This window comes from Paenibacillus sp. SER-28 (genome assembly GCF_052906305.1).
In genome coordinates, this window is sequence record NZ_JBRECM010000011.1 from 21,977 (window position 1) to 46,042 (window position 24,066).

Genomic DNA, 24,066 nt, shown 5'->3' on the forward strand with positions numbered 1-24,066 from the left:
TGAGTTACGGGGGGAGGCCGCTTCGCGTGCGGATTGTTCTTCCGATCGCTGTTGCAACGGGATTTTTCATTTTATAACACATGATAAGGTTAAAATCCCGTTGCAAAGGCGAACATTTCGTTTCTTCAGAACAATTCCGCCCGCTCCGCTGCTGACCACCCATAAAGTCACTTCTATTTTTAAAGTGTTAGTGTGTATATAAAGGATGAGAACACGTAAATACGTTACATTGCTTATTTACGTGTTTTCCAAAGTGTTTTACAACCCTTCGAAACTATCGTCATGTGGCTTACATAGGTTCATTTTAATTCGGCTAGCGTGTAAAGGCTGCGGGGACGCCACCGTCGATGGTCAGCATACAGCCTGTCGTTTTCTCTGCCTTGGATGAGGCGAAAAAGGCAATGCCCTCAGCGATATCCTGCGGATAAATGTTGACCAACAGCGTCGTCCGTTTGCGGTAATGCTCCTCCAGCTGGTCGGGCTCGATGCCGTAGGCGGCAGCGCGCTCGTTGCGCCAATTGGAGTTCCAAATTGCCGAGCCTTGCAGAATGGCATCCGGCAAAATGGTGTTCACACGGATGCCATATTCACCGCCTTCTGCGGCAATACAACGGGCTAAATGTGCTTCCAGCGCCTTGACCGAGCTATAGGCCGTTACATTTTTACCTGCGTAGACCGAGTTTTTGGAACCGACGAACACCATGCTACCGCCAAGTGTCTGCTCCTTCATGAGCTTGAACGCTTCTCGTGCAACCAGAAAATAACCCGTTCCCAGCACATTCACATTTAAATTCCATTCCTTTAACGATGTTTCATCGAACGGACTGGATGTAGCAAGGCCTGCATTGTTGACGATGATATCTACACCGCCATAGGTCAATGCCGTTTCTGCATAGGCAGCCTGAATCTGCTCCTCCTGCGTCACATCCATTTTTACGGCGATGGCACGGTTTTCTCCGTAGCTGCTATTTATCTCTGCGGCTACCTTTTGCGCGCCTTCCAGATTCAGATCTGCCAGTACGACATGTGCACCTTCATCCACCAAGCGACGTGCGGTTGCACTGCCAATCCCGCCTGCACCGCCTGTAATGAACGCAATTTTACGGGAAAATTCAGCTTCTGCTGGTGCGAGTGACAGCTTATAAAGCTCCAGCGGCCAGTATTCCACGTTGTATGACTCGTTCTCGCTGAGTGAAACAAACTCTCCTAACGCCGTTGCTCCTCGCATGACAGCAATAGCACGATGATACAAGGCGCCGCTTACCTGCGCGTTGCTCCAGCTTTTTCCTGTGTTGATCATACCAATACCCGGAATCAAAATTACACGTGGCGCAGCCTCAAACATAACATCTCCCTCATGCCGATTGCGCTCGAAATAAGCTTGATACTGTTCCTTATAGGCTGCTATACCCTCAGCGAGCTTAACTTTCAAGCCCTCTACGTCCTCCACATTCGGTGTCCAATCTACATAGAGTGGCTTCATCTTGGTATGAACCAGATGATCCGGGCATGCTGCCCCAACCTGGGATAAAACAGCAGAATCTCGGCCGTTCACAAACTCCAACACATCCTCCGCGTCATCAAAGGTGAGGATCATCTTTTTCTCATCACTGACTGCACCCCGGACGGATGGCATAACTTGGGAAGCAATGCTTCGGCGCTCTTCATAAGTAAGCGCTTTATATTTTACGCCTCCAAACGCCTGCTTTTCCTCTTGACGAGCTTTAATATAGCTTTCTGCTTCTTGAATGATTTGGATTGTTTTGGCATAAGCCGCTTCGGATGTGTCTCCCCACGTAACCAGACCATGCTTTTCCATCAATACCAATTCAGCTTGTGGATGATCGATTACACCTTGGGCAATCATTTTCGACAGCTTAAAGCCAGGACGGATATAAGGCACCCATACAAAACGGTCACCGAAGATTTCCTTAGCCATTTCCTTACCGTTGTGCGCACAACACAAGCTAATAATCGCGTCTGGGTGTGTATGATCGACATGTGTAAAAGGCAGAAAAGCATGCAATAGCGTCTCAATTGAAGCCCGTGGATGCTTGGCATCTATCATACAGTTCGCCAAATATGCGACCATATCCTCGTCAGACATATCTTCCCTTTCAAATAAAGGACGAATATCCTCCATACGAAGCCCGGTGAAGTTATGCGCTTTCATTGTTGCGAGATCGGAACCGCTGCCCTTAACGTACATCACTTCTACTTCACGCCCACGAAAATCTTGTATCATCGTTTTGGCCGAAGTGTTACCGCCTCCCCAGTTGCACACACTCCTATCTGTGCCAATCAGGTTAGAACGGTATACGAGCTCTTCCAGCGTGCTTTTCTGCTCAGATGCTTGTGAAGAAATCCACAGACTTTGTACCATAGGAAAAAGACCTCCAAGTTCAGTTTTAGTTTTGAAAGGCTTTATTACAGTGGTTTTTCTTTGTTTATGGAGACTATAACACTTTTGTTTTAATTTGAAAATGAGTAATACAAAAATAATCAAAAATAAATTTAATTTTTATCCATCTAAAAAAATGGATATATTCATTTGGTAAACGATCATGGCCACGCACAAAATAAAGGCCATGTCAGAATCGGTTATAAGAACCTTTCTGGCACGGCCTCATTCGTTTAACTCATCTAATTACCCAACTATACGCATCACTTTGGCTAGCAGCTCGTACGAGCGCAGGCGCGCCTGATGGTCATATACCTGAGAGGTTGTAATCAACTCATTGGCTCTCGTCTGGTCGATTATCAAATCCATCTTTTGCTTGACGGTGTCAGGACTGCCGATGGCTGAATACCCCAGCATATTACCACGAACCATCTCCTTCTCGTGCTCACTCCATAGCTTTTCCATGTCATCCACTGGTGGCTTCAGTCCTCCGCTGTGCCCGCGCAGCACATTTAGAAACTGCTGTTCTTGTGAAGTAAAGAGCCATTTTGCTTCCTCATCAGAATCTGCAACAAGCACATTAACACCGACCATCACATATGGCTTATCCAGTGCTTTGGATGGCCGAAAATTGCGATGGTACAACTCCAGAGCCTGAAGCAAATGAGCCGGGGCAAAGTGGCTGGCGAACGCGAACGGCAGCCCAAGCTGACCTGCCAGCTGTGCGCTGAATCCGCTTGATCCCAGTAACCAGATGGGAATGTCCAGCCCTTCTCCAGGAATCGCCCTTACTCCCGGAACGGCTCCGTTCAGTGCTGGATTCAGGTAAGAACGCAGCTCATTCAATTGCTCGGGGAAATCTTCCCCAGTACTGTGAAGTCCTCTCCGCAGTGCCCTCATCGCAGGTTGATCCGTGCCTGGAGCCCGGCCAAGTCCCAGATCAATTCGTCCCGGATAGAGCGACTCTAGGGTTCCAAACTGCTCTGCAATCATGAGTGGAGCATGGTTAGCCAGCATAATACCGCCTGAACCGACCCGAATTTTGTTTGTATGTGCAGCTACATGCCCGATGATCACGGACGTAGCCGCACTGGCGACCGCCTGCATGTTATGATGCTCCGTTAGCCAGTACCGATGGTACCCCCATTGTTCAGCATGCTGGGCAAGATCCACCGTGTCACGGAAGGAATCGGCAGGAGTGCCGCCTTCAAGGACAGGTGCAAGATCTAATATAGATAGTGCAACGTTACGCGTAGTCATTATATATAAACCCCCTGTCAAAATATTATTTTATGAATTTTCCTCAACGCCTTAATTCTTTGACCCATCAATTGATGCATCAATTATGATAATGTGTCCCGTTATAAATTGCAAATGATTTAAATTTTTAGTTTTGTTCAAAAACAGTTTACTTTTACGAGAAGCTCGTCTATCATGCATTTATATGGATAATCATTATCCATATTAGCCTGGTTATAAATATTGAGGTGATTGCTAGTGCATATGAAAACAGGTGTCGAACAATCTGTCTACGCGCTTCTTCTACTCACGATGCTGCCGGACAAAGCTGTTTTACCTGGTGAGGCCATTAGCCAGCAGTTAGGTGCTTCGCCTACTTATTTTCATAAACTGTTACGTAAATTGGTTAGCTCCGATTTGATTACTTCTGTACCTGGTGTCAAGGGCGGGTTCAAATTAAAGAAAAAACCTGAGGATATACGGGTATTTGATATTTATCTGGCGATTGAAGGACAACAGACTCTCTATTCTTCCAGCGGTATCTACAACGATATGCTTGAATTAAAGAAAGACGATCAGTGTTGTTTACTGGCAAATTTGATGGAAGAAGCGGAAGCCTCCTGGAAAGCCGTTCTGAAAAGAGAAACCATCGCGTCACTATCCGCTGACTTTTTTAAAGAAGGATATGATGACAAAATGACTTCTTTGGAGAACTGGATTCAGGAAAAAATGGTCTTGTAAAGAACTCTAATGAACAGAAAGGAATATGAACATGAACGATTATTTAGTAAAAGCTCTTGCCTACAATAACCAGGTACGGGCTTATGCCGTGAGAACAACGGAAACGGTAAGTGAAGCTCAACGGCGTCATTATACCTGGCCCACAGCATCGGCTGCATTGGGACGTTCTATGACGGTCGGCGTCATGCTGGGAGCCATGCTTAAAGATGAGGATAAACTGACGATCAGGATTAATGGCGGCGGACCTATCGGCACTATTCTTGTCGATACCAACTCCAAAGGTGAAGTTAGAGGTTATGTAAAAAATCCACAAACCCATTTTGAGCTTAATCAGATAGGGAAATTAGATGTCGCCAGAGCTGTAGGAACAGATGGAGCGCTAATTGTATCTAAAGATATCGGCTTAAAACACCCATTTGTTGGACAAGTCCCTCTCGTTTCGGGTGAACTGGGGGAGGATTTCACATCTTATCTCGTCCAATCCGAACAAATTCCTTCTTCTGTAGGAGCGGGAGTTATTGTTAACCCGGATAACTCTATTCAGGCGGCTGGAGGTTTTATTATTCAGCTGATGCCAGATACGCAGGAGGAGGTTATCAGTTTTATCGAGAGACGCATTGAGAGCATTCCAAGCATCTCCGCAATGGTCATGGAAGGTCTTATGCCAGAGCAGATTCTGGGTCAGATTTTGGGAGAAAGCAACCTGAACATACTGGAAACCATGCCTGTGCAATTTCATTGTCCCTGCTCAGAAGAGCGCGTTACCAATGCCATTATCAGCTTAGGGAATAAGGAAATAGAAGATATGATCCATACCGATGGGCAGGCTGAAGCTCATTGCCACTTTTGTAACGCACACTACCATCTTACCAAAGAAGATCTCGAAGGCATGCTGGAAACAAACATCATTTAAATATGGGCTGTTCCCAAAAAGTAGGTTTAGCTACTGGGGAACAGCTTTTTTCTTTCCCAATGCTTCCGATGATTTCTTAATCCTAAACACGGTAGACTTGTTCATGATGTAAGTGATAATGTTATATTATCCCAATCACTTGAAATGAGGTGCGCTATGCTCGAAAAAGATACGCAGGAAATTCTGGCTTATTATGATGACGGTGCAGAAATAGGTAGGTTAGAGCGAGGCATAGGAAAAATAGAACTGGAAAGATCAAAAGAAATCATTTCACGTTATCTCAGCGAGTCTACTCATGTTATTTACGATATCGGCGGCGGTGTAGGGGTCTACTCTTCGTGGCTGGCAGAGCTGGGGTACGAAGTTCATCTATTTGATCTATCTTCCCAAGCCATTGAATTCACTCGTCAGCAGCAACTGAATAAACCCATCATCAGCAAGCTGGAAACCGCAGATGCCAGAAATCTTGACCGCAAAGATGAAAGCGCGGACATCGTGCTATTGATGGGACCTTTATATCATTTAACGGAACAGAAAGAACGAGTAAAAGCACTGCAAGAAGCGGCGCGTGTCTTAAAAAAAGGTGGAACGCTGATTACTTCAGCTATTTCCAGGTTTGGTTCGCTACTGTGGGGACTATCGGTATACGGCGAGCGCAATACCATTGTGGAGGAAGATGCGTTCATGGATATGGTCAGACAGGAGTTGACAGATGGTCAGCATGTGCGCCCCTCTGCTTACCCCTCTTTACTCACACGCTCCTACTTTCATACACCAGATACCTTGCGTGCAGATTGGCAGGCTGCTGGATTGCCGGAGCCTCGTGTATTGGGCGTAGAAGGTCCCATCTGGATTGCACCCGGATTTGAAGAGAAGTGGGCGGTTCCTTCCCATCGCAGCCGTTTGCTAGATATATCACGGCAGGTTGAAGAGCAGGAATCTGTGATCGGTATGAGCCCGCATATGCTAGCGGTAGGTACCAAGTCTTGAAGCTCAGCACCTCTACAATTACGGAGAGATATAGCCTATGAGAAGACGTATCTGGATACTGGGCTGTGAGCGACTGTTTCATTTTCGCAGATGGCAAAAGGACTCTCTACTCCAACGTTTTCTTGGGGGGCGCTGTCCACACTACTCGCTTCTGTACAAGGAACTGGATCGGCTGGGATAAACGAATCCTAATGTACGAAGGGAACTCCGGCAAGTGAACCTCGAAGTGGTCCGGCCTTGTCTGTCCTCCAAGCTCATTCTCGATTTGGATTCGACTGTGGAGACGGTCTACGGCAATCAGGACTAAGCGGCGAAAGGCGAGAATGCCTATAAGCCGGGGCGCAAAAGCTACCATCCTTTGCTCGCTTTTGAAGGACAGTCCCGCCTTTGTCTGAATGCCGTGCTCCGCGCGGGAAATGTTCACTCTTCCACTGAGGCTGCCCCTTTTCTGGAAGAAACCTTTAGCCTCTTAGGTCAGCACCGGGTCCAATATGTCCGGTTTGACAAGGGCTTTGGCGGCGAAGACTTCTATTCACTCTGGGAAGGACAGCAGATCGACTATATGGGCAAAACGAAATGGACCAAGCGATTGGCGGCTGAAGTGGCCGCTTGTTGGTATTGGAAACGTTACGTGGACGAAGACTGGATCATTGAAGGCATCGCCCTTGGGTACCAGGCCACGTCTTGGAAGAAACCGCGGCGGGTCGCCGTCATCCGCAAGGCGAAAGTCGTTCAGGACGACCAAGCTTGTCTCCTGCTGGATAGCGATTGGGAGTATGAAGCGATCGTCACGAGCCTGGAGTGGGAATCCATCGATTTGTGGCGCTTTTACAACTAGCGGTGTTGATAGAAAACTACATCAAGGAAGTCATAGTCGAACCACCGTACTCAAACTGGCGAAGGCATTCGTCAATCACCACACCTGGAAACGGATGGAATATCGAATCGCCCTATTGGAATGAGCGCTCCTAAAATTTCACATGGAAATGTAGATGCCCGGTCTCCTGGGGAGGGGGAATCTGTGTGCTAGTAAGCCGTTTTGGAATTTCCCCCCTGTTAATACACGCTGATTCGAAGATTTATATGAAGAACACAAGCTGCAAATATCTTTTCTATTTTTATGATGTCTTCCGGTGTGTAATTAATATTCGAGACTTTTTGTAATTTATCAGGAAAATAAACTTGACTTGGTTGATCAAAAATTAAAAATTGAGGTACAGGGTTCCATTCTTTATAATGCTCCCATAGGTTTAGACACGGGAGGGTGATAAATAAATAATAATAAAGCTATGGAAAAACGGAACCGATACACCCCAGAGTTTAAGACGAAGATTGTGCTGGAGGTCTTGCAGGAAGAGCAGACCGTGAACGAGATTGCCGCCAAATATGAAATGAGTCCGTGATGATTAGCTGGTGGAAAGCCGAGTTTCTGAGCCGGGCGTCTATGGTGTTCGAGAAAGGGACGAGTGAAGCGGACAAGATGAGAAAGGAATACGAAAGCAAACAGGAGCGCCTAGAAAAGCTGGTCGGTCAACTTACCGTTGAAGTCGACTGGCTCAATGGGAGCATTACACATCTTCCGGCAATCCCCAGTTCATTAATGAATTTCGGCATTATCGGAATGATCAGCCCGATGCCGGTGAACACCGGAAACAGGTTCAGCATAAGAACACATCATATCCCCCCTCATAATTTAAGGGTTGCTGCTCCCTCTGTAATTCTAAGCAAAAAAACACCTGCTCTTCGGCAGATGTTCCTCGCCTTTCGTATTTCTTGAGAATATCCGATCCATTTGTCCGTTCTAATCGTTCAACCCTTTGCCCTCCAGAATGGGCTGTGTGTATGTTTCAACCCTTGAAACGCGCGTTTTGAACTGCTTCGGTTGTGGTACACTCTCCAATCCAGCGCTTAGTTTTTCGTCAAGCATGAACGTGCGAGCAGCGGAGAGATTGTTGTTCCTTTTCATAATTGATATATCTACAACTCAGTGCATGTAGCGCGTTTATTGCTGCTCGGCAAATCTCCACCAGGCAAATGTTCCGACTATTCCGGCTATTCCCGTAGACGCAAGAATGATTATACTACTCAACTTTAAAAACCCGGTGCTTTGAAATACCGACGGGATGGTCCACGGAAAATAGGGGCCGAATCCAAAAGAGGCCAAAACATTTGAGAGAATGACGATTATTAGGATGAGTCCTAATGGTGCCAAGTATCCCTTGCTCACATTGGCCAGAAGAGTGCCTGGTGTGGTAACAATAATAAACAATAGCGATGTTATAATGAATTTAAAGAAGATATTCCAAATAAAAGAAGCTAACCCGCCCGCAACTCCTAGAATACCCCCCACGGCAAAACCTATGGCAAACATATACATGGAAAGTAATAGGCTCCATGCTAAAATTACAAGAAATTTGGACAGTACAATTTTCGATCTGGAAACGGGCTTTGCAAGCAAATCTTTAATTGTTTTATCCGAAAACTCTCGTCCAAATACCCATGCCGCGATAAAGGTGTACCCGATAAGTCCCAGCGGGGCAAGACTATCAAGCAATTCGGTTAAATACATTTTCCAATTGATGCCGCCGGCGTCACTGGATAAAATAATTCCGACTCCCATCATGATTGGCCCAAATGCAAAAATAAGAAATACCAACCAAAACACATTGGCGCGAATAATCTTGCGAATCTCACAATGTAAGACAGAAAAAATATTCATTATATATTCCCCCTTATATATTCCCCCTTGTCATACCAATTGTGCGGAGAAAATATCCTTCCAAATCCTCCGTAATCACTCGAAGCAATGTTGGCGGTTGATTGGATTTAACCAGCAGTTCGGCCAGTCGTTCAGGACTATCCGCTGCGTGGTCATCGGTTAGTTTAATATAGCCGTCTATTATCTCCTCAAATTCATATCCATGCTCTTCAAGCACCTCCTTTAAGGCATGTTTGTCGCGGCCATTCACCACTAAGTTTTTCTGTAACGATTGCTCCAGCTTATCCATTGCGACTTCTTTAACAAGATGGCCATTGTGAATAATCCCAATGCGTGTGGAAACTTTCGAGAGTTCCTCTAACAGATGGCTGGATATAAAAACAGTTACGCCGAAATTTTTCGCTAGGTTATATAACATATTCCGTATCTCCGCCACGCCTGCGGGATCGAGGCCATTTATCGGCTCATCCAATATTAGAATTTCCGGATTGTGAATCATTGCTTTCGCAAGTCCCAGGCGTTGTTTGTTTCCTAAAGAAAGATTCTTTGCCTTCTTCTGTTTGTGCAGCTCAAGCCCCAACTTATAGATAACCCGATTTACGGAATCTTTGTCAGGCACCCCTTGCATGCGTCGTGCTATGTCAAGATTTTCAACTACAGTTAAATCGGGATAAAAAGTAGCCTCCTCCAAATATCCAACCTTGTCCCATAATTTATAGTTTCCGGCATCGACCTTTTCACCTAACATATAGAGCTTGCCGGAGGTTGGCTTGAGCATCGCCAAGAGCATCTTTATGGTCGTTGTCTTTCCAGCGCCATTCAGTCCCAAAAATCCAAATATCTCTCCTCGGCTCACCTCCAGCGAAAGATTGTTCAATGCGATATAGTCGCCAAATTTTTTGTGCACTCCCTCAATTTGTATGGCGGGCGTTCCGCCATTTTTTTCCTTTGATAAAATACTCAAAGCCTTCAACTCCTCCATAAACAGAGAGCTTATTCAGGATTCTAAGTACGACACTCCTGAACAAGCTCAATCAGAAATTTTTCAATAAATCTACTTTATGATGTCCTGGCAATCGCTTAAGCGAGGCGAGGCTGGCCCAAGCCCAATTGAGCAGAGCCAATTCAGCACTACCTCATGCATCACGTTGATGTTGTCTACCTGACAGTGTTCTAATCCGCCAAGTCGTCTATCCTCTATCGGGTAGAACGTCTTGTTTTTCGAACCCGCTTGCTCGTAATTCTTCAAGGCTTGTGTCAGCGGATTTGGCTGAACCAATATCTCTTCCGCTCCGTGCATTACAAGAAGCGGACATTCTATCTGGTGGAGCACGCCCTCAAGATCATAGGCAAAACGCGGATTCCCCGCAAAATCCTCCAAGCTTTTTGCCCCCAGAATTCTCATGCCGTGTGCGGCCAGACTCGGCGGCATCCATTTAAGCATGGCATCCCAGTCGAAGGCGTGCGTACCGCCGTCGGAGATGACGGCAGCAATCCTGTGATCGAACGAAGCGAATCGCAGCGAGTCGTAAGCCGCAAAACTCTCACCGTGCACGATAATCTTATCGGGATCGACTTCCGGCCGCGTTAGAAGAAAGTCGATTGCCCGGGAATGGAAAGCCTCACTGTCCGCTCGTCTTCCTTTTCCCTTTTCGTACAGCGAGAGGCCGGTCCCAGGCTGGTCATAGACCAGAAAGTTATATCCACACGAAATAAAAGCGGGACCTAGCCAGAAATAGTTTTCAATTGACCACTCGTCGCCACCGTTGAGAGCAAAAAGGGTCGGCTTCGGACCTTTTATCCAGGAAGGGGAGAAGAAGTAACCATCCAACTTGACATCTTCGTAATCGACTTGGATCTTCTCCGGTTGGACATCGAAGTACTTTCCGGCAGCTTCGAAGAGTTCATTTACTTTCTTAAATATACGGATTTTCTCGGTGTCATCATCCATCACCGCATATTCCGCAATTCTGTAGTAATTGCAGGCACGAATGTAGCAGTTTCGTGCTGTATACCAGTTTCCAGCCGTTTCGGCCTCCTTGCCGTGTCTTTCCAATACCTGAGCCGTTATGAGCCACTCCCTGTGCCACGTGTCCTTGTCATCGGGGTCGATTTTTTTGCAGGCCTCGTAGATCTCGGTGACGTCCGTAGCACCGAGGCTTGCCATACCCAAAGCTTTGGTGACTTGGTATGACATCATGTAGTGATTGGGCCAACGGCTGAACTCAATTGACATTGCAACATCCTCCTTTTCCAGTTCTAGTGATTGTAGTTTTTTTACTACAAGTAATTTTTACAACACAAAGATAAAGCTTCTTTAAAAGAAAAATAAATGTTTATAAAGAGAATATAAAAAACTATAAACCGCTGAAAAAACAAAAAAGGCTGCTGCCTGGGTGTTCACACCCGGCAGCAGCCTTTAACTCCTGTAGTAAAAGAAAATGTGCAAAAATAAAATCAGTGTTGTGCGGCCAAGGGAAGGCTGAATCTTATCCCCAAACCGCCATATTCGGAAGGGTAGGCGCAAATTTCGCCCCTATGATGTTCAATAATGGATTTACAGCTTGCAAGACCCAGACCCAGCCCGCCCTTTTGGATTTGCCGCGATTTATCCACAGTGAAAAATTTGAGGAACAGAGAAGATATATCCTTATCCGGCACTCCAATTCCATTATCTTCGATTTGAAAAAAGGCATACTGTCCTAGCGGGTATCCGGTCATATACACTTTCAGTTTATTTTTCCCTCCATATCTTACAGCATTGCTAAAGAGGTTGCCGAAAACCCGACGTATCATCGGTTCATTGACCATCAGCAATATATTTTCCGTGAATGAATGGCGGCAAGTAAGCTCGTTGTCAAGTCCCGCCAACTCATACTCATATTCAAGGGCAATGTTTTCAAATAATTTTGATGCTTTTACAGGTTTAGCTACCATAGATTCCAACTCCAGTTTTTCTTTGGTGAAGCTGGAGAAATCATTGATGAGTTCGACCATATATCCTGACTTCCTTTGAATCAAATCATAATATTCCTGCTTTTCAGTTTCTGGTAAATCCTTGTGTGTAGCCAGCAGTTCAGTAAAACCATTAATAGATGTCAAGGGTGTTTTCAAGTCGTGGGCAATTGCCGCGATCATATCGATCTGCTCTTTGTGCGCGAGTTGAAGCCGATGCTCCATCTTATTGAAGTGCTTATAAAGTTCTCCGATCTCATCATTACTTCTCAGAGCTAGCGGAGGCAGTGGATGTACAATATTTACTTCTTCAAGCCTGGTATTCAGAAGCTGAATGGGTTTCTCTATGCAAAAATGAATATAGATAATCAGAATAATAAATATGAAACAGGCAATTGCAAATATGGGCAGGAGCAATGCTATATATCGCGAGTCCAGCAATGAACTGCGTATAGGGGAATATACTGCAAAGACAAGCTTCAGATACATTCCAATCGAAAACATGAATATTATAAACATCAGCAGGAACAAAAGAGGAAGCTTTATTTTCAGTTTCATACTACTGCTCTCTTTCCGTGTATTTATATCCTATGCCCCATATTGTTTTAATAAAGTCATATTCAGAACCAAGTTTCTTACGGATATTTTTTATATGAACCGTTACGGTATTTATTTCTCCGTATTCGTCTCCCCAGACGTTTTCATATATCTGCTCACGAGTCAATACATGATTGGGGTGGCGCATGAGGATAGACAGAATCTGAAATTCCTTCGTTGATAAGTCGAGCCTCCTGCTATTCAGAAATGCTTCAAACGTCTTATCGTTCAAAATGAGCGGAGCATCCGCCTTTTCGTTACTGGGACTAAGTTCATCCCACTCTTTAAAAAGCCTGTCCACTTTTCTGAAGTGAGCCTTTATCCTGGAGACAAGCTCCTGAATACTGAAAGGTTTGGTCATGTAATCGTCTGCTCCTATTTCGAGCCCGACGATTTTATCAATGTCCTTATCACGCGCACTTAAAAACAGAATTGGGACATTATAAGAATTTCGGATACTTCTGCAGACATCAAGTCCATCCATATCAGGCATCACTATATCAAGAACGATGAAATCAATGTGATTTTCTTCCAATGCAGATAAGGCTTCTTTCCCGGAACATGCCGAAATTATTGCAAATTGCTCGTACCTTAAACTCTTTGTGATGAGTTTTACGATTTCTTCATCGTCGTCTACAACTAATATCGTTTTTGGCATCTTTATACCTCCCAACCTCTTTAAATGGACTGCATTTATATAACACACAAGAGCCGCATGGACTCGAATTGACAAAAAAAGTCGCGCTCAAAGCGCCTCTCCAGTTCCGGATATTTCTCCTTTGGATGCCAGTTGAGGTAATAGGATTTCTTGAAGCAACATGTTGATTTCTTTTAAAAATTTATTGTCCGGACTTCCTCCCAGAAAAATGCCTTGGGGGTTGCTCAATACAGCGTTATCCCCATTATTAGATAAAAAATTCTACCCGGTATGGTGCCGCTAATGACACCTTGAATCGATATGTGATGCTTCATTGTATTAAAAAGACCGAATGCCTTATAAAAATAAGATTCTGCGAGTTCCATTCCTTGAATCATGTGATGAGCACACATCTGTCTGATTTGCCTCCCATAAGCCTATGAGAGTTTCGATGGTCTGTACTTGATGCCTCGCTTCATTATGGATAAAACATACAATTCGGTCAAGTATACTTTGGGTAATGAAGAAGGCCTCGGCAGCACAGTTGAATGGCTTCCATGGATAGGCTATTGTAAGGATAGGATAATTTTCCCAGATAAAAGAACTTACAGGAGGTCGTTCTTGATGATCCTTGAACTGGTGGCCCTTATTTCTACTGCTGTCTTGTCTACGTTTTTTTCCTTTCGATACCGTTTGTGGAGACGACTATAGTGAGAAGTGAACAAGAGATGCTGCATACCATTCTCCAATTTGCTCAAGAGGACGAACGGGTACATGCTGTGATTATGAACGGTTCACGCGCCAATCCACATGCTCTACGAGATATTTTTCAGGATTATGACATCGTCTTTCTCGTATCTTCCATGGACAGCTTTATTCAGGAACGTGGCTGGATTCACCATTTTGGTGAATTGATCATTATGCAGACGCCCGATGAGCATATGGAACCTACCCCGATGCCCCATGATCGCTTTGCTTTTCTCATGTTATTTACGGACGGCAATCGCATAGATCTTACACTCTACCCTACGAATAACATCGCCAATTGGACCCGAGACAGCTTAAGTGTACTGCTGCTGGATAAAGACGGGCTTGTGGAGCCTTTCCCACCGCCAAGTCTTCAAGATTATAAGACGATACCTCCAACTGCCCAAGTCTATGCGAATTCCTGCAACGAGTTCTGGTGGGTCAGTACTTATGTGGCTAAAGGGTTATGGCGACAGGAGCTGCCCTATGCTAAATTTATGCTGGATCGGCCTGTTAGAGATGCGCTCCACTTGATGCTGGAATGGCATATTGGTATACGAACAGACTTCGCGGCAGATCCGGGTAAACAGGGAAAATATTTTGAGAACCACCTTGAGCCTGGACTTTGGACACTCTATATCCAAACGTTTGCGGATGCAGATTATGAACATATGTGGCAGTCTCTTTTGATCATGGGAAATTTATTTAGAGAAGTTGCCTTGGAAGTAGCGAACTATTATGGTTACGAATATCCGACTCTGGACGATCAACGTGTTACGAACTATCTCCATCACGTAAAAGCTCTCCCAGCAGATGCTAAGGACATTTATTGATAAAAAAAAAACCAGTCGGCACTTGATTTTCATGTGCTAGGCTGGTTTTTTTTTTATACTCTAAGTTATTCTGTCCTATATGCTCCTTTAGGTCTGCTCCAAAATATTATTTTTCGGTCAGAACCCGGTCACCTCTGCTCGCAGGCTGAGAGATAACCAAAAATTCAACATCCTGATTCGTTTCATTAAACATTTGATGAGGCACCATAGGAGGAACCTCACACCCTTCCTGAGATCCTAATTGGATTCGTTCACCATCCACTTCAAGTACCGCTGTACCTGATAAAATAAAGAAAAATTGGCGCGCATGATGATGATAATGTCTGACCTCATGTGTATTTCCGGGCATCCGCTCATGAATAATGCTCAAATCATTATTTTTCACCAAGCGCCAACCATCACATTGATCTCCCCATATATAATGTTCCGCATTATTTTTACTAATTTTCATTATTGAACTCCTCCTTTTGCAATTACAGTTTATTTTATATATGAATTCATAGAGCTACAATCTTAATTATAAAACGGCAGGACAAATATAGAAAAAGTCCGACTTAGTCAGACTTTTTTATATATCCGCCTCGATAATTTCCTCCAACTTTATCCAGCTAAAATCCTCTTCCCCACGGGACAGCTTCACTTCTCGCCGACTTGTATTAATCACCGTAACCAATCCACGAAGCTCCTCATCATCAAACGGGTTGAACACTTTTAGCGTAATAGGCTTCCGTTCGTTATAGGATACGATGATGGCCTGTTCAATCTGCTGCATTTCCTGATCGTCCAGTGCTGGCTTGCCGCGCCTTCCTTGCTCCTTCATCAGTCTCAAATATGCCTCCCGATGCTCAGGCAAAATCATGCGCGAGCTTTCCCATATGCCATTTCCTTCAAGCTTTTTCCCCATCGTAAGCCCCTCCTATGCTGTTCTGGTTACCGGATGCCATGCCAATACATAATCTAATCGAAAAACACGTGGCTGGCCTGTCTGTAGACAGGTGGCTCGTATCAAGCCATTCTGCACACGATGCACCTCGATACGCCGATGAGACAGCTTGCCCTTCCGATCCAAATACACGATTTCCACGATCTGCCCCACGTATTTTTCCAACATGATCCTTCACTCCTTATCAGAACGTTTGTTTGTATTATATGCGAACATGCGTTTGATTATCAATGTAAAAAAATCCCCTGAGGGATTTGACTCTCTCAAGGGAATTAAAATTCATAGGTGGATAGCTTAATATCTTCTTTATTCAAATCTTTCAGCGGGTAGACAGGGCCATTCCAATAAGTCAGAATATCAATCGGCTCATTAGTACCATGTTCTTTTAAAGAAAGAGATAATTCAAGTAATAAATGTGGAAGTTGATAAGAGCTTGTTAAAAACTGATATTCCTCTGGACTTTCACAATCTTCTGCTCGATAGAACACAAAGTATCCCTCGGTATGATCCCCAATGAGTACAATATAACGAGCAAGAAACATAATTTCGCCATTGGCAAAAGGAATGGAATGTGTCGAAGCAGAGATCAAATCAGTCTCTAATCCCTCAATACGAAGGGTAAGTTCATTGTTAAGAGCATCCATTCTTTCTCTTTGTTCGCTGATGAGGTGTTCATAATTTACAGGGACAAGCCCTCCATTCTTGATCGTAGCGATCAATTCGTCTATAAATACTTTTTGAGACAACACTCGATTGCTCATCCTATTCATCTCCATATTCGTGAAAATAAGCATGGAATTCTCGCTTTAACATGTTCAATATTTATGTATTAAAATCTTGATTCATTAACTCCCCAGCATTTTTGTGACTGCATTCACGACCCTTTCCATCTCAAATGGTTTAACAATAAAGTCTTTTGCACCTGCCTGAAATGCTTTTATAATCGCTTCCTGCTGCCCCAAAGCAGAACACATCAAAATGTTGGCTTGAGGATCAAGCTCTACAATCTTTTTAACAGCCTCAAGTCCGTCCATCTTAGGCATATTAATATCCATGGTGATTAAATCGGGACGAAAGTGTGCGTATTTCAAAACAGCATCATACCCATTTTCTGCTTCCGCGATAACAGCGTGACCTAAATCCAAAAGAATATCCTTAAGCACAGAACGCATAAATAAAGAGTCATCCACTACTATAACTGTTGCCAAATTAACCTCTCCAATCCGTTGTCAAATGATATTGCACGCCCAAACTTCAATATCGGTGAATAAACTAGTAATATTAATAGAAAGAATCTGTAAAAATAAAAACGCTACCAATGAATTATAAAAGAAATTTGAAACTAGCTACTACAGCATTAGTTTTCAAAAAAACGTTTCACAATGACGTAAATAATTTATGTAGTGTGAAGATTACAAAGTACTAGGTATCTATTGAAACCTTAGTACTATATAAGCTGAATTTAAAAACTACCTATCGTGCCACTCCGCAGACGGATGGTACTTTCTTGTACAGCACCATTCCGCCTACTCCGTTTTCATGTAAGTTTGTGAACCCGTTCTGATTAACAATTTCTACTTTTTTAGGATTCTTAACTTTAGAATATGTAGCCTATATTATAATGTTTCAAATTCAAAGCCCCCTGTCATACCATGCATTACATCACAAGTGAGCCAATCTAATGCATTTTTACTCAATAACTTCATAACAATTTCTTGTATCTTTACAGATATGTCTCCTGTTAGACAAGATGCTAATTGAATAGATACAGTGCTCCGATCTTCAACGTAAAAACGATGCAAACCCGTTTGATAAATTCTCTCCACTCTTGCCAAATGAACAGTGCCAGTTAGAACATACATAGCATAACCTGGCTTAATAAGATAAGCCTCGCTCGTTTCATAATCAAGTTCTTCCTCTTCCCATACATGAACAATCACAATCTTCTCAAGCACAGCAATGTCTGACATGTCCTTTTCCTCTTTTCTAAAAAAATTTATTTGACCGGATCAAAACTTAATCTAACAACCAAGCAAGTATAATAATCAATTCGTTTGTGAAAAATAGATTTCTAGTAGATATTATCGTTTAATATTTATCGTTATACGATAACTCCTATAATGAATATACACTCCTAAACGTTTATCGTCAAATGATTATTTCATAATGCTTACTAACAGGGTAAAATACTTGATAAGAGGTGATTATCTTTGGCGATAAATATAAAGTTAGAGGAAACATTGGGCAAAGCAGGAATCACAAAAAATGCCTTGGCTCGTGAAGCAAAAGTTCGACCGAACTTAATCTACGATATGTGCGATGGTAAGACAAAACGCATAGATCTGGAAACATTAAGTCACATTCTCGACACATTAGAAGATCTTACAGGTCAGAGACATAACCTGAGCGATGTTCTGGAATATATCCCACGCAACGCAAAAAACGATCTCTCTTCTGTCTAATGGAGAGAGATCGTTTTTATGGTCTACGTAATAGAGATAACTGCTTATAGCAATAAGTAAATATAATATACCGCAGCTTTTTAAGTATATTTCTGACCTTTTCGGACAGTGTCCTAAAGGAAGCAACAAACTCATAGCAGGCGGCGGTTTTACCGTGCCTGTTCCGGCTGGTGGATAATGATTTTCTCGATACACTCGATAGCTTAGGGTAAATAAAAGCCTCTCTTCCAAAGCGGCCGCTGTTGTTATCAGATGAAAAGCGTGGTTGATCACGCTCATGACTATCCTACAGCTTTTCAGCGTATAGGCTCGTAATTTTCTTGCACATCAATGAGAAGGACTGTACTTCATCTTCTGTTAATGCTTCTTCCATTAAATTCATGATTTCATTTCCGAAATCCTCAACACGGTTAAGAAACGCTTTTCCCTCACTAGTAAGTACAATATTATAAGAGCGGCGGTCATTGAGTTGCCTTTCCTGATTTATATACTTTTTCTCCAACAGACGTTTCGTCAATTTAGAAATACCCGATTGTGAAATACCTTTCATTTCAGCGAGTTCTTTTGTTGTTTTTAGGACCTTGCTTATTCAAAGTATCCAGTATATAGTATTGTGCCGTTGATACACCTTCTACGCTGAACCGGTTAGAGTAAGCTAAAATCATACATTGAAAAGGAACATAACTATCTTCTAAATCTTTTGTTGGCATTGCTTTTCCTCCTATGTGCGCTCAATATATTCTTTCAGGTAACTTCCTGTAAGTGAATCTCTGCATTTAACTAAATCTTCCGTTAACCCCGTAAATATGATTTCACCACCATTTTGCCCGGCAAAAGGACCTAAGTCGATAATCCAATCAGATTGACAAATAATATCAAAATTATGTTCGATTACAATAAGGGTTGAATTTTGTTCCACTAGGCGATTCATTACACCAATTAACTGTTTTATATCCGCCATATGCAGGCCAGTTGAAGGTTCATCCAGAACATAAATTTGCCCGTCATTTTCAAGCTCGGAAGCAAGCTTTATCCTCTGTAATTCCCCGCCTGATAAAGTGTTTAGTGGTTGTCCCAAAGGAATATAAGTGATTCCAACATCTGAAAGCATTTTTAATCCCCTGCTAATTTCTTCTTCCTGAAAAAAGTCCAAAGCTTCGGCTACAGTCATTTTAAGGACTTCACTAATATTTTTGCCTCTTAGCTTGTATTGGAGCACTTCATCGGTAAAACGATCCCCTTGGCATTCCTCGCACACGGTAACAATTGTATCCATAAAAGCTAAGTCTGTGTATGTAACACCCAAGCCTTTACAAACAGGACAAGCCCCTTGCGAATTAAAGCTGAACAGGGAGGCACTAACACCGTTCTTTTTTGCAAATAACTTTCTGATCCTATCAAAGATCCCCATAAAGGTGGCTATATTTGAACGTTTTGACGCTTGTATCCCTTTTTGATCGATGAATATAGTTTCAGGAAAAAATTGAGGTAATACTTGATTGATAAGCGTACTTTTTCCTGAACCAGCGACACCAGTTACAACGGTCATTACTCCTTTGGGTATTTGAACCGAAATATTTTTCAAATTATGTAATGTTGCATTTTCGATGGAAAGCCAGCCTTTTGGGGTGCGTGTATTGAGTTTAAACTCAGGCTGGTGTGACAAATATTTCCCAGTCAGTGTACCCGATTCCTTTAATCCTTGTAAGTCGCCCTGATATACAATTTCACCACCATAAATTCCCGCACCCGGTCCCATGTCGATTACATGGTCTGCAATCTTTATCAGATCGGGGTCATGTTCCACGATAAGCACGGTGTTGCCTTTGTCTCGCAAAAGTTTCATAAGGTCATTTATTTTGCTTATATCATGGGGATGTAGCCCTATGCTTGGCTCATCGAAAATATAAGTAAGGTCAGTCAGACTACTTCCCAGTTGACAAACCATTTTGATTCTTTGCGACTCCCCACCTGAAAGAGTAGGTGTTTCTCTATTTAAACTTAAATAGCCTAATCCAATCGATACCATCTGCCGCAGCCGATTGACTAACTCTGAAACGATTGTGGTGGTCATCGGAGTATGAATGGCCTCAATAAACTCTAAAAGTTCACTCACCTGCATTTCAGCACATTCAGCGATATTTTTCCCATTCACTTTACAAGATAGGACCTTGTCACTCAGGCGTGTCCCGTTGCAGTGTGAACAAGTCTGTTTGGTAACAAAACGTTCAATTTGTTTACTGTATCTTATCTTTTCTCCTTCTTCTTTTTTTAGAAAACTCCGCTCAATGCGCGGGATCAGCCCCTCATACAACGAGGTTTTGTGCCATTCAGGTGAGGGTTTTTTCACTTTTATACCATCAGCGTAAAGAAGCATTTCCAACTCGGTTTCGGAATAATCCTTAATTTTTTTGTCATTGTCAAAAAAACCCGAATGAATATAGCGTGTTAATCGCCAACCCCCAGGTTCAAAGGTGGGAAAACAGACTGCGCCCTCGTTTAAGGATTTGTTTTTATCTAACAGTCGTTCGATATCAACTGTTTCAACCTTTCCCAAACCTTGACATTGGCTGCACATACCCGCCAGATTATTGAATGAGAACACATCAGAGTACCCTACAAACGGAGTTCCGATTCGTGAAAATAACAGTCGCAATAGAGAATAAATATCTGTAACTGTCCCTACTGTTGACCTTGCGTTACCACCTAACCGTTTTTGATTGATAATAAAAGCGACTGATAAATTTTCAATTGTATCCACATCTGGTTTTCCATAATGCGGCATACGGTGACGAATAAAACTTGTGTAGGTTTCATTTAATTGCCGTTGTGATTCTGCCGCTATTGTATCGAATACCAAAGATGATTTCCCTGAGCCGGATACACCTGTAAAAACGGTAATTTCTTTTTTGGAGATCACCACATCTATATTTTTTAGATTTCGTTCCCTCGCTCCTAATACCCGTATACAATTGTCGCTCATTTCATTTACCTTCTTTACAATATAGTTGATTAGGTTGATAGTTGATATGATCAACTATATTTTATCATTATTTTTATGAATGGCAATGTTGAACTTAGTCAGCAGACACGAAAATCACCAGTAACCAAAGGGCCGATAGTCATAAAAAAAGACGCCGCTATTATGCCGACGTCTTTTTCGAACTATTTATTTAAAGTTTACTTATTCATTCAAGGCTTTTTTCAAAGCCTCCAGATTGTTTTTCATCACACCAAGGTAATCCAGGTTCTTCTGTTTGTCTTCATCTGTCAATCCTTCGAGCGGATTCAGTACATCGGTTTTTGAACCGATTTCAGTAGCTACGGTCTCAGCGACCTTCGGATCAACAAGAGTTTCGAAGAAAATCGTTTTAACATTATTTTCTTTGGCAAATTTGATAATACCCGCCAGCTTGTCCGGTGTAGGCTCTTGCTCTGGAGATAAACCGGCAATGGGTACTTGGGTTAGACCGTATTGCTTAGCCAAATAGCTAAAAGCAGCATGCTGCGTAATAAAGTCTTTACGTTTTACATCTTTCAGACCCGTTTTGAACTCGGTATCCAGTTCTTTCAGCTTAGCGATATAAGCATCGGCGTTTTTCTCATAATCAGCTTTGTTTGCCGAATCGGCTTTTACAAGCCCTGCTTCTATAGCTTCTACTTCTTTTTGAGCTAAGACTGGATCAAGCCATACATGAGGGTCCAGCACATGATCGTGATCATGGCCTTCCTCTGCGTGTGCTTCTTCTCCTTCTTCCTCCTCAGCAGTCCCTTCCATCAGGTTCAACCCTTTGCTCGCTTCAACTACAACACGCTTATCGTTGGACGCGCTGCTCAAAGCCTGTTCTGCCCAACCTTCGACAATACCGTTATACACAAATACGTCAGCATCCTTAACCTGTGCCATATCTTTGGCGCTCGGTTCCCAGTCATGCGGTTCAGCACCAGCAGGAATCAACGCGGTTACGTTAGCATGGTCACCAGCAACTTGCTTCGTGAATTCATACATTGGATAAAAAGTGGTGACTACATTCAGCTTCTTACCACTGTCTGCTGTTTGTGCAGCATTCGGCTCGGTTTGGGAAGCATTTGTAGCTGCATTATCGGATTTGGCTCCGCAGCCAGACAAAATAAGTGCTAGTCCCGCAGACAATACAAATGATTTTTTGAACCATGTATTCATATTCATTACTCCTTTATGCGTTAGATTTTTTAGTTAATTCTCACTGTAATTACACTCACTGGCCTGTCGCATTCTTCCGCCGGGAAGCCTGTTGCTTGCCCAGCTTACGGACCAGCTTTTGAATACCAGCTCCTACGATCAGGAATAATAACAGCACCATGGCAATCGTCCCCCCTGGGGGTGTACTGAGTTCATATGATGCCGTTAAACCCATAAATACGCCGATCAACGCAGTGACCATAGATATCCAGATGGCTGCCGCGAAGCTCGGTGCAATTCGAATCGCCAGCGCTGCAGGGAGCACGATGAGTGAGGAGACAAGCAGCACACCGACAATCGGCATGGCTGCGGCTACAATCATCCCTGTTAAAATACTAAACGCAAATGAGATAGACTTGACAGGAAGACCATTAGTCTTTGCCGTTTCCTCATCAAAGGTAATCTGATACAAAGGACGCCGGAATACAAAAAAGAAAATACCTCCGATCACAGCCACTACAATCATCAACATCAGCTCTGTCTGATTGACCGCTACGACCGAGCCGAACAAATAAGCGGAAAACCCTTTGTTGATGCTCTGATTCAGATTCATTAAAATAACAGCCGTCGATAGGCCACCTACCATTATAATAGCCACAGAAATCTCACTATATGTTTTATAAGACCTGCGGACGTATTCAACGATAATCGCGCCGATTACGGCAACAACAAATCCGGTTATCGTCGGGTTAATGCCTAAATAGGCACCCGCTGCCACCCCTGCCAGCGATACATGCGATAGCATGTCCGCCATGAGAGCCTGACGCCGCAGCATCAGGTATACTCCAAGCACCGAGGCCAGCAGTGCAATTACCCCACCGGCACAAAATGCCCGCTGCATGAAGTCGTAGTGCAGCATTTCCATCCGCCATCTTCCTTCCTTTCAAGCTCAATAATTCGATCCAGATAATGTTGTACTTCCGATAGTCCATGGGTCACCATGACCACAGTTCTTCCATATTCCTTAACCTGCTGATTCATCAGATCGTAGAAATGATGGCGGCTTTCCTGATCCATGCCGGTCGTGGGCTCATCCAAAATGAGCAAATCCGATTCCTGAGCGAGCGCTCTCGCCACACAAATGCGTTGCTTTTGTCCACCGGACAATTCGCCGATTTTACGGTGACGCAAATCCCACATGCCTACCTGACGCAGCGCCTGCTCAGTCAGATCATGATCCTCAGAACGCATACGGCGTAACCAAGAGCCATGAGTATATCTTCCTGAACGGACAAATTCCAAAATCGTACTTGGAAATCCGCCATTGAAAGCAGCAATTTGTTGGGATACAAAGCCGACAACAAGCTTTTTGCCTTCACCTGTACGGTTAGACATAAACACCTTGCCCTTCCAAGGCTGAAGCAAGCCGAGTAATAGTTTGAGCATGGTTGATTTGGAAGCACCATTCGGTCCGGTAATAGCCACAAATTCTCCCGAAAAAATTTCAACATTGGCATCCACCAAGTTAGGAACATCTCCGTAGCCAAATGTGACCTGTTCCAATGAGGCCAATAACATGACGCAAATCTCCTTTTCCTTTAAAAAGCCTGGAGCCATCTGAGCGATCATCATTTGCGCAGATTCTCCAGGTCGTTTATGATCATTAAACCATCTACCGTAATTATTACGATTTGGTAATAAAAAAATAAGCGTTTGATAAACGTAAC

Annotated in this window: 26 protein-coding genes and 2 pseudogenes; 8 read left to right on the forward strand and 20 right to left on the reverse strand. The window is 43.4% G+C overall.

Features of this window, described 5'->3' with window-relative positions; genetic code table 11:
* Positions 1–313: 313 nt before the first annotated feature.
* Together ACUYLD_RS20855 and ACUYLD_RS20860 are read right to left on the reverse strand one after the other, a co-directional pair.
* The gene (locus ACUYLD_RS20855) at positions 314–2,383 is read right to left on the reverse strand and encodes a bifunctional aldolase/short-chain dehydrogenase (protein ID WP_250261485.1); all 2,070 of its coding nucleotides are present in this window, start codon (positions 2,381–2,383) and stop codon (positions 314–316) included.
* 264 nt (positions 2,384–2,647) lie between these two features.
* Entirely contained in the window at positions 2,648–3,661 is a 1,014-nt protein-coding gene (locus ACUYLD_RS20860; protein WP_061831380.1) for an LLM class flavin-dependent oxidoreductase, read from the reverse strand.
* A gap of 243 nt (positions 3,662–3,904) precedes the next feature.
* Between ACUYLD_RS20860 and ACUYLD_RS20865 the strand changes: the two genes are divergently transcribed.
* The 4 genes and pseudogenes from ACUYLD_RS20865 to ACUYLD_RS20880 all read left to right on the forward strand — a co-directional run.
* Positions 3,905–4,381, forward strand: coding sequence for an RrF2 family transcriptional regulator (locus ACUYLD_RS20865; RefSeq protein ID WP_250268202.1), 477 nt, complete (start codon positions 3,905–3,907; stop codon positions 4,379–4,381).
* 31 nt (positions 4,382–4,412) lie between these two features.
* On the forward strand, positions 4,413–5,294 hold the full coding sequence (gene hslO / locus ACUYLD_RS20870) for an Hsp33 family molecular chaperone HslO (protein WP_446675905.1): 882 nt from the start codon (positions 4,413–4,415) through the stop codon (positions 5,292–5,294).
* Between the two features lie 156 nt (positions 5,295–5,450).
* Positions 5,451–6,284, forward strand: a complete 834-nt coding sequence (locus ACUYLD_RS20875) for a class I SAM-dependent methyltransferase (protein ID WP_446675906.1) — start codon at positions 5,451–5,453, stop codon at positions 6,282–6,284.
* Between the two features lie 52 nt (positions 6,285–6,336).
* Positions 6,337–7,246 (forward strand): annotated as a pseudogene (locus ACUYLD_RS20880) (transposase); the annotation flags it as partial.
* 94 nt (positions 7,247–7,340) lie between these two features.
* On the opposite strand, the pseudogene ACUYLD_RS20885 reads toward ACUYLD_RS20880, so the two are convergent.
* A pseudogene (locus ACUYLD_RS20885) lies at positions 7,341–7,559 on the reverse strand (DUF3732 domain-containing protein); the annotation flags it as partial.
* A gap of 14 nt (positions 7,560–7,573) precedes the next feature.
* On the opposite strand from ACUYLD_RS20885, the gene ACUYLD_RS20890 reads away from it, so the two are divergent.
* Both ACUYLD_RS20890 and ACUYLD_RS20895 read left to right on the forward strand, forming a co-directional pair.
* A complete protein-coding gene (locus tag ACUYLD_RS20890; RefSeq protein WP_348622253.1) occupies positions 7,574–7,687 on the forward strand; it encodes a transposase in 114 nt (37 codons plus the stop codon).
* The gene (locus ACUYLD_RS20895; RefSeq protein WP_416145622.1) at positions 7,687–8,061 is read left to right on the forward strand and encodes a hypothetical protein; all 375 of its coding nucleotides are present in this window, start codon (positions 7,687–7,689) and stop codon (positions 8,059–8,061) included. Before ACUYLD_RS20890 ends, ACUYLD_RS20895 begins: the two co-directional genes overlap by 1 nt.
* Positions 8,062–8,286: 225 nt before the next feature.
* Here ACUYLD_RS20895 and ACUYLD_RS20900 read toward each other — a convergent pair whose 3' ends face one another.
* From ACUYLD_RS20900 to ACUYLD_RS20920, 5 genes are all read right to left on the reverse strand, one after another.
* Entirely contained in the window at positions 8,287–9,003 is a 717-nt protein-coding gene (locus ACUYLD_RS20900) for an ABC transporter permease (protein ID WP_250261490.1), read from the reverse strand.
* A 13-nt stretch (positions 9,004–9,016) separates the two neighbouring features.
* Complete coding sequence (locus ACUYLD_RS20905) at positions 9,017–9,967, reverse strand: ABC transporter ATP-binding protein (protein WP_061831377.1); 951 nt, start codon at positions 9,965–9,967, stop codon at positions 9,017–9,019.
* Positions 9,968–10,057: 90 nt separating this feature from the next.
* Complete coding sequence (locus tag ACUYLD_RS20910; protein WP_446675907.1) at positions 10,058–11,239, reverse strand: alpha/beta hydrolase; 1,182 nt, start codon at positions 11,237–11,239, stop codon at positions 10,058–10,060.
* A 221-nt stretch (positions 11,240–11,460) separates the two neighbouring features.
* On the reverse strand, positions 11,461–12,516 hold the full coding sequence (locus ACUYLD_RS20915) for a HAMP domain-containing sensor histidine kinase (protein ID WP_028541664.1): 1,056 nt from the start codon (positions 12,514–12,516) through the stop codon (positions 11,461–11,463).
* A 1-nt stretch (position 12,517) separates the two neighbouring features.
* The gene (locus tag ACUYLD_RS20920; RefSeq protein WP_446675908.1) at positions 12,518–13,213 is read right to left on the reverse strand and encodes a response regulator transcription factor; all 696 of its coding nucleotides are present in this window, start codon (positions 13,211–13,213) and stop codon (positions 12,518–12,520) included.
* Positions 13,214–13,902: 689 nt separating this feature from the next.
* On the opposite strand from ACUYLD_RS20920, the gene ACUYLD_RS20925 reads away from it, so the two are divergent.
* Positions 13,903–14,772 carry an aminoglycoside 6-adenylyltransferase gene (locus tag ACUYLD_RS20925; protein ID WP_446675909.1) on the forward strand — a complete coding sequence of 290 codons (870 nt, stop codon included), beginning with the start codon at positions 13,903–13,905 and terminating at the stop codon, positions 14,770–14,772.
* Positions 14,773–14,878: 106 nt separating this feature from the next.
* Here the strand turns inward: ACUYLD_RS20925 and ACUYLD_RS20930 are convergent, their stop codons facing one another.
* The 6 genes from ACUYLD_RS20930 to ACUYLD_RS20955 all read right to left on the reverse strand — a co-directional run bounded on the left by ACUYLD_RS20930 (position 14,879) and on the right by ACUYLD_RS20955 (position 17,685).
* Entirely contained in the window at positions 14,879–15,223 is a 345-nt protein-coding gene (locus ACUYLD_RS20930; protein ID WP_061831375.1) for a cupin domain-containing protein, read from the reverse strand.
* A 117-nt stretch (positions 15,224–15,340) separates the two neighbouring features.
* Positions 15,341–15,676, reverse strand: coding sequence for a YolD-like family protein (locus ACUYLD_RS20935; protein ID WP_013310132.1), 336 nt, complete (start codon positions 15,674–15,676; stop codon positions 15,341–15,343).
* Positions 15,677–15,688: 12 nt separating this feature from the next.
* Positions 15,689–15,883, reverse strand: a complete 195-nt coding sequence (locus tag ACUYLD_RS20940; protein ID WP_446675910.1) for a hypothetical protein — start codon at positions 15,881–15,883, stop codon at positions 15,689–15,691.
* A 104-nt stretch (positions 15,884–15,987) separates the two neighbouring features.
* Positions 15,988–16,476 carry a hypothetical protein gene (locus tag ACUYLD_RS20945; RefSeq protein WP_039273324.1) on the reverse strand — a complete coding sequence of 163 codons (489 nt, stop codon included), beginning with the start codon at positions 16,474–16,476 and terminating at the stop codon, positions 15,988–15,990.
* Between the two features lie 84 nt (positions 16,477–16,560).
* Positions 16,561–16,923: a response regulator gene (locus ACUYLD_RS20950; protein WP_023988407.1), complete on the reverse strand. Its 363-nt coding sequence runs from the start codon at positions 16,921–16,923 to the stop codon at positions 16,561–16,563.
* Between the two features lie 408 nt (positions 16,924–17,331).
* A complete protein-coding gene (locus ACUYLD_RS20955; protein ID WP_446675911.1) occupies positions 17,332–17,685 on the reverse strand; it encodes a hypothetical protein in 354 nt (117 codons plus the stop codon).
* 240 nt (positions 17,686–17,925) lie between these two features.
* Between ACUYLD_RS20955 and ACUYLD_RS20960 the strand changes: the two genes are divergently transcribed.
* Positions 17,926–18,177 carry a helix-turn-helix domain-containing protein gene (locus tag ACUYLD_RS20960; RefSeq protein ID WP_039273332.1) on the forward strand — a complete coding sequence of 84 codons (252 nt, stop codon included), beginning with the start codon at positions 17,926–17,928 and terminating at the stop codon, positions 18,175–18,177.
* A gap of 286 nt (positions 18,178–18,463) precedes the next feature.
* Here ACUYLD_RS20960 and ACUYLD_RS20965 read toward each other — a convergent pair whose 3' ends face one another.
* The 6 genes from ACUYLD_RS20965 to ACUYLD_RS20990 all read right to left on the reverse strand — a co-directional run bounded on the left by ACUYLD_RS20965 (position 18,464) and on the right by ACUYLD_RS20990 (position 23,917).
* Positions 18,464–18,727, reverse strand: coding sequence for a MarR family winged helix-turn-helix transcriptional regulator (locus tag ACUYLD_RS20965; protein WP_446675912.1), 264 nt, complete (start codon positions 18,725–18,727; stop codon positions 18,464–18,466).
* Position 18,728: 1 nt separating this feature from the next.
* A complete protein-coding gene (locus ACUYLD_RS20970) occupies positions 18,729–18,887 on the reverse strand; it encodes a hypothetical protein (protein WP_446675913.1) in 159 nt (52 codons plus the stop codon).
* A gap of 11 nt (positions 18,888–18,898) precedes the next feature.
* Complete coding sequence (locus ACUYLD_RS20975) at positions 18,899–21,160, reverse strand: ATP-binding cassette domain-containing protein (protein ID WP_039273336.1); 2,262 nt, start codon at positions 21,158–21,160, stop codon at positions 18,899–18,901.
* Between the two features lie 201 nt (positions 21,161–21,361).
* A complete protein-coding gene (locus ACUYLD_RS20980; RefSeq protein ID WP_061831373.1) occupies positions 21,362–22,360 on the reverse strand; it encodes a metal ABC transporter substrate-binding protein in 999 nt (332 codons plus the stop codon).
* A 55-nt stretch (positions 22,361–22,415) separates the two neighbouring features.
* Complete coding sequence (locus tag ACUYLD_RS20985) at positions 22,416–23,264, reverse strand: metal ABC transporter permease (protein ID WP_061831372.1); 849 nt, start codon at positions 23,262–23,264, stop codon at positions 22,416–22,418.
* Positions 23,210–23,917: a metal ABC transporter ATP-binding protein gene (locus ACUYLD_RS20990; RefSeq protein ID WP_025724201.1), complete on the reverse strand. Its 708-nt coding sequence runs from the start codon at positions 23,915–23,917 to the stop codon at positions 23,210–23,212. The genes ACUYLD_RS20985 and ACUYLD_RS20990 overlap by 55 nt, the downstream gene beginning before the upstream one ends.
* Between the last annotated feature and the right edge of the window lie 149 nt (positions 23,918–24,066).

Bases quoted from the DNA above. Each gene is read 5' to 3' on its own strand.
- ACUYLD_RS20855 (WP_250261485.1), bottom strand. From the start codon at position 2,383: ATGGTACAAAGTCTGTGGATTTCTTCACAAGCATCTGAGCAGAAAAGC.
- ACUYLD_RS20860 (WP_061831380.1), bottom strand. From the start codon at position 3,661: ATGACTACGCGTAACGTTGCACTATCTATATTAGATCTTGCACCTGTC.
- ACUYLD_RS20865 (WP_250268202.1), top strand. From the start codon at position 3,905: ATGAAAACAGGTGTCGAACAATCTGTCTACGCGCTTCTTCTACTCACG.
- hslO (WP_446675905.1), top strand. From the start codon at position 4,413: ATGAACGATTATTTAGTAAAAGCTCTTGCCTACAATAACCAGGTACGG.
- ACUYLD_RS20875 (WP_446675906.1), top strand. From the start codon at position 5,451: ATGCTCGAAAAAGATACGCAGGAAATTCTGGCTTATTATGATGACGGT.
- ACUYLD_RS20890 (WP_348622253.1), top strand. From the start codon at position 7,574: ATGGAAAAACGGAACCGATACACCCCAGAGTTTAAGACGAAGATTGTG.
- ACUYLD_RS20895 (WP_416145622.1), top strand. From the start codon at position 7,687: ATGATTAGCTGGTGGAAAGCCGAGTTTCTGAGCCGGGCGTCTATGGTG.
- ACUYLD_RS20900 (WP_250261490.1), bottom strand. From the start codon at position 9,003: ATGAATATTTTTTCTGTCTTACATTGTGAGATTCGCAAGATTATTCGC.
- ACUYLD_RS20910 (WP_446675907.1), bottom strand. From the start codon at position 11,239: ATGTCAATTGAGTTCAGCCGTTGGCCCAATCACTACATGATGTCATAC.
- ACUYLD_RS20915 (WP_028541664.1), bottom strand. From the start codon at position 12,516: ATGAAACTGAAAATAAAGCTTCCTCTTTTGTTCCTGCTGATGTTTATA.
- ACUYLD_RS20920 (WP_446675908.1), bottom strand. From the start codon at position 13,213: ATGCCAAAAACGATATTAGTTGTAGACGACGATGAAGAAATCGTAAAA.
- ACUYLD_RS20930 (WP_061831375.1), bottom strand. From the start codon at position 15,223: ATGAAAATTAGTAAAAATAATGCGGAACATTATATATGGGGAGATCAA.
- ACUYLD_RS20935 (WP_013310132.1), bottom strand. From the start codon at position 15,676: ATGGGGAAAAAGCTTGAAGGAAATGGCATATGGGAAAGCTCGCGCATG.
- ACUYLD_RS20940 (WP_446675910.1), bottom strand. From the start codon at position 15,883: ATGTTGGAAAAATACGTGGGGCAGATCGTGGAAATCGTGTATTTGGAT.
- ACUYLD_RS20945 (WP_039273324.1), bottom strand. From the start codon at position 16,476: ATGAGCAATCGAGTGTTGTCTCAAAAAGTATTTATAGACGAATTGATC.
- ACUYLD_RS20955 (WP_446675911.1), bottom strand. From the start codon at position 17,685: ATGTCAGACATTGCTGTGCTTGAGAAGATTGTGATTGTTCATGTATGG.
- ACUYLD_RS20965 (WP_446675912.1), bottom strand. From the start codon at position 18,727: ATGAAAGGTATTTCACAATCGGGTATTTCTAAATTGACGAAACGTCTG.
- ACUYLD_RS20970 (WP_446675913.1), bottom strand. From the start codon at position 18,887: ATGCCAACAAAAGATTTAGAAGATAGTTATGTTCCTTTTCAATGTATG.
- ACUYLD_RS20975 (WP_039273336.1), bottom strand. From the start codon at position 21,160: ATGAGCGACAATTGTATACGGGTATTAGGAGCGAGGGAACGAAATCTA.
- ACUYLD_RS20980 (WP_061831373.1), bottom strand. From the start codon at position 22,360: ATGAATACATGGTTCAAAAAATCATTTGTATTGTCTGCGGGACTAGCA.
- ACUYLD_RS20985 (WP_061831372.1), bottom strand. From the start codon at position 23,264: ATGGAAATGCTGCACTACGACTTCATGCAGCGGGCATTTTGTGCCGGT.
- ACUYLD_RS20990 (WP_025724201.1), bottom strand. From the start codon at position 23,917: ATGTTATTGGCCTCATTGGAACAGGTCACATTTGGCTACGGAGATGTT.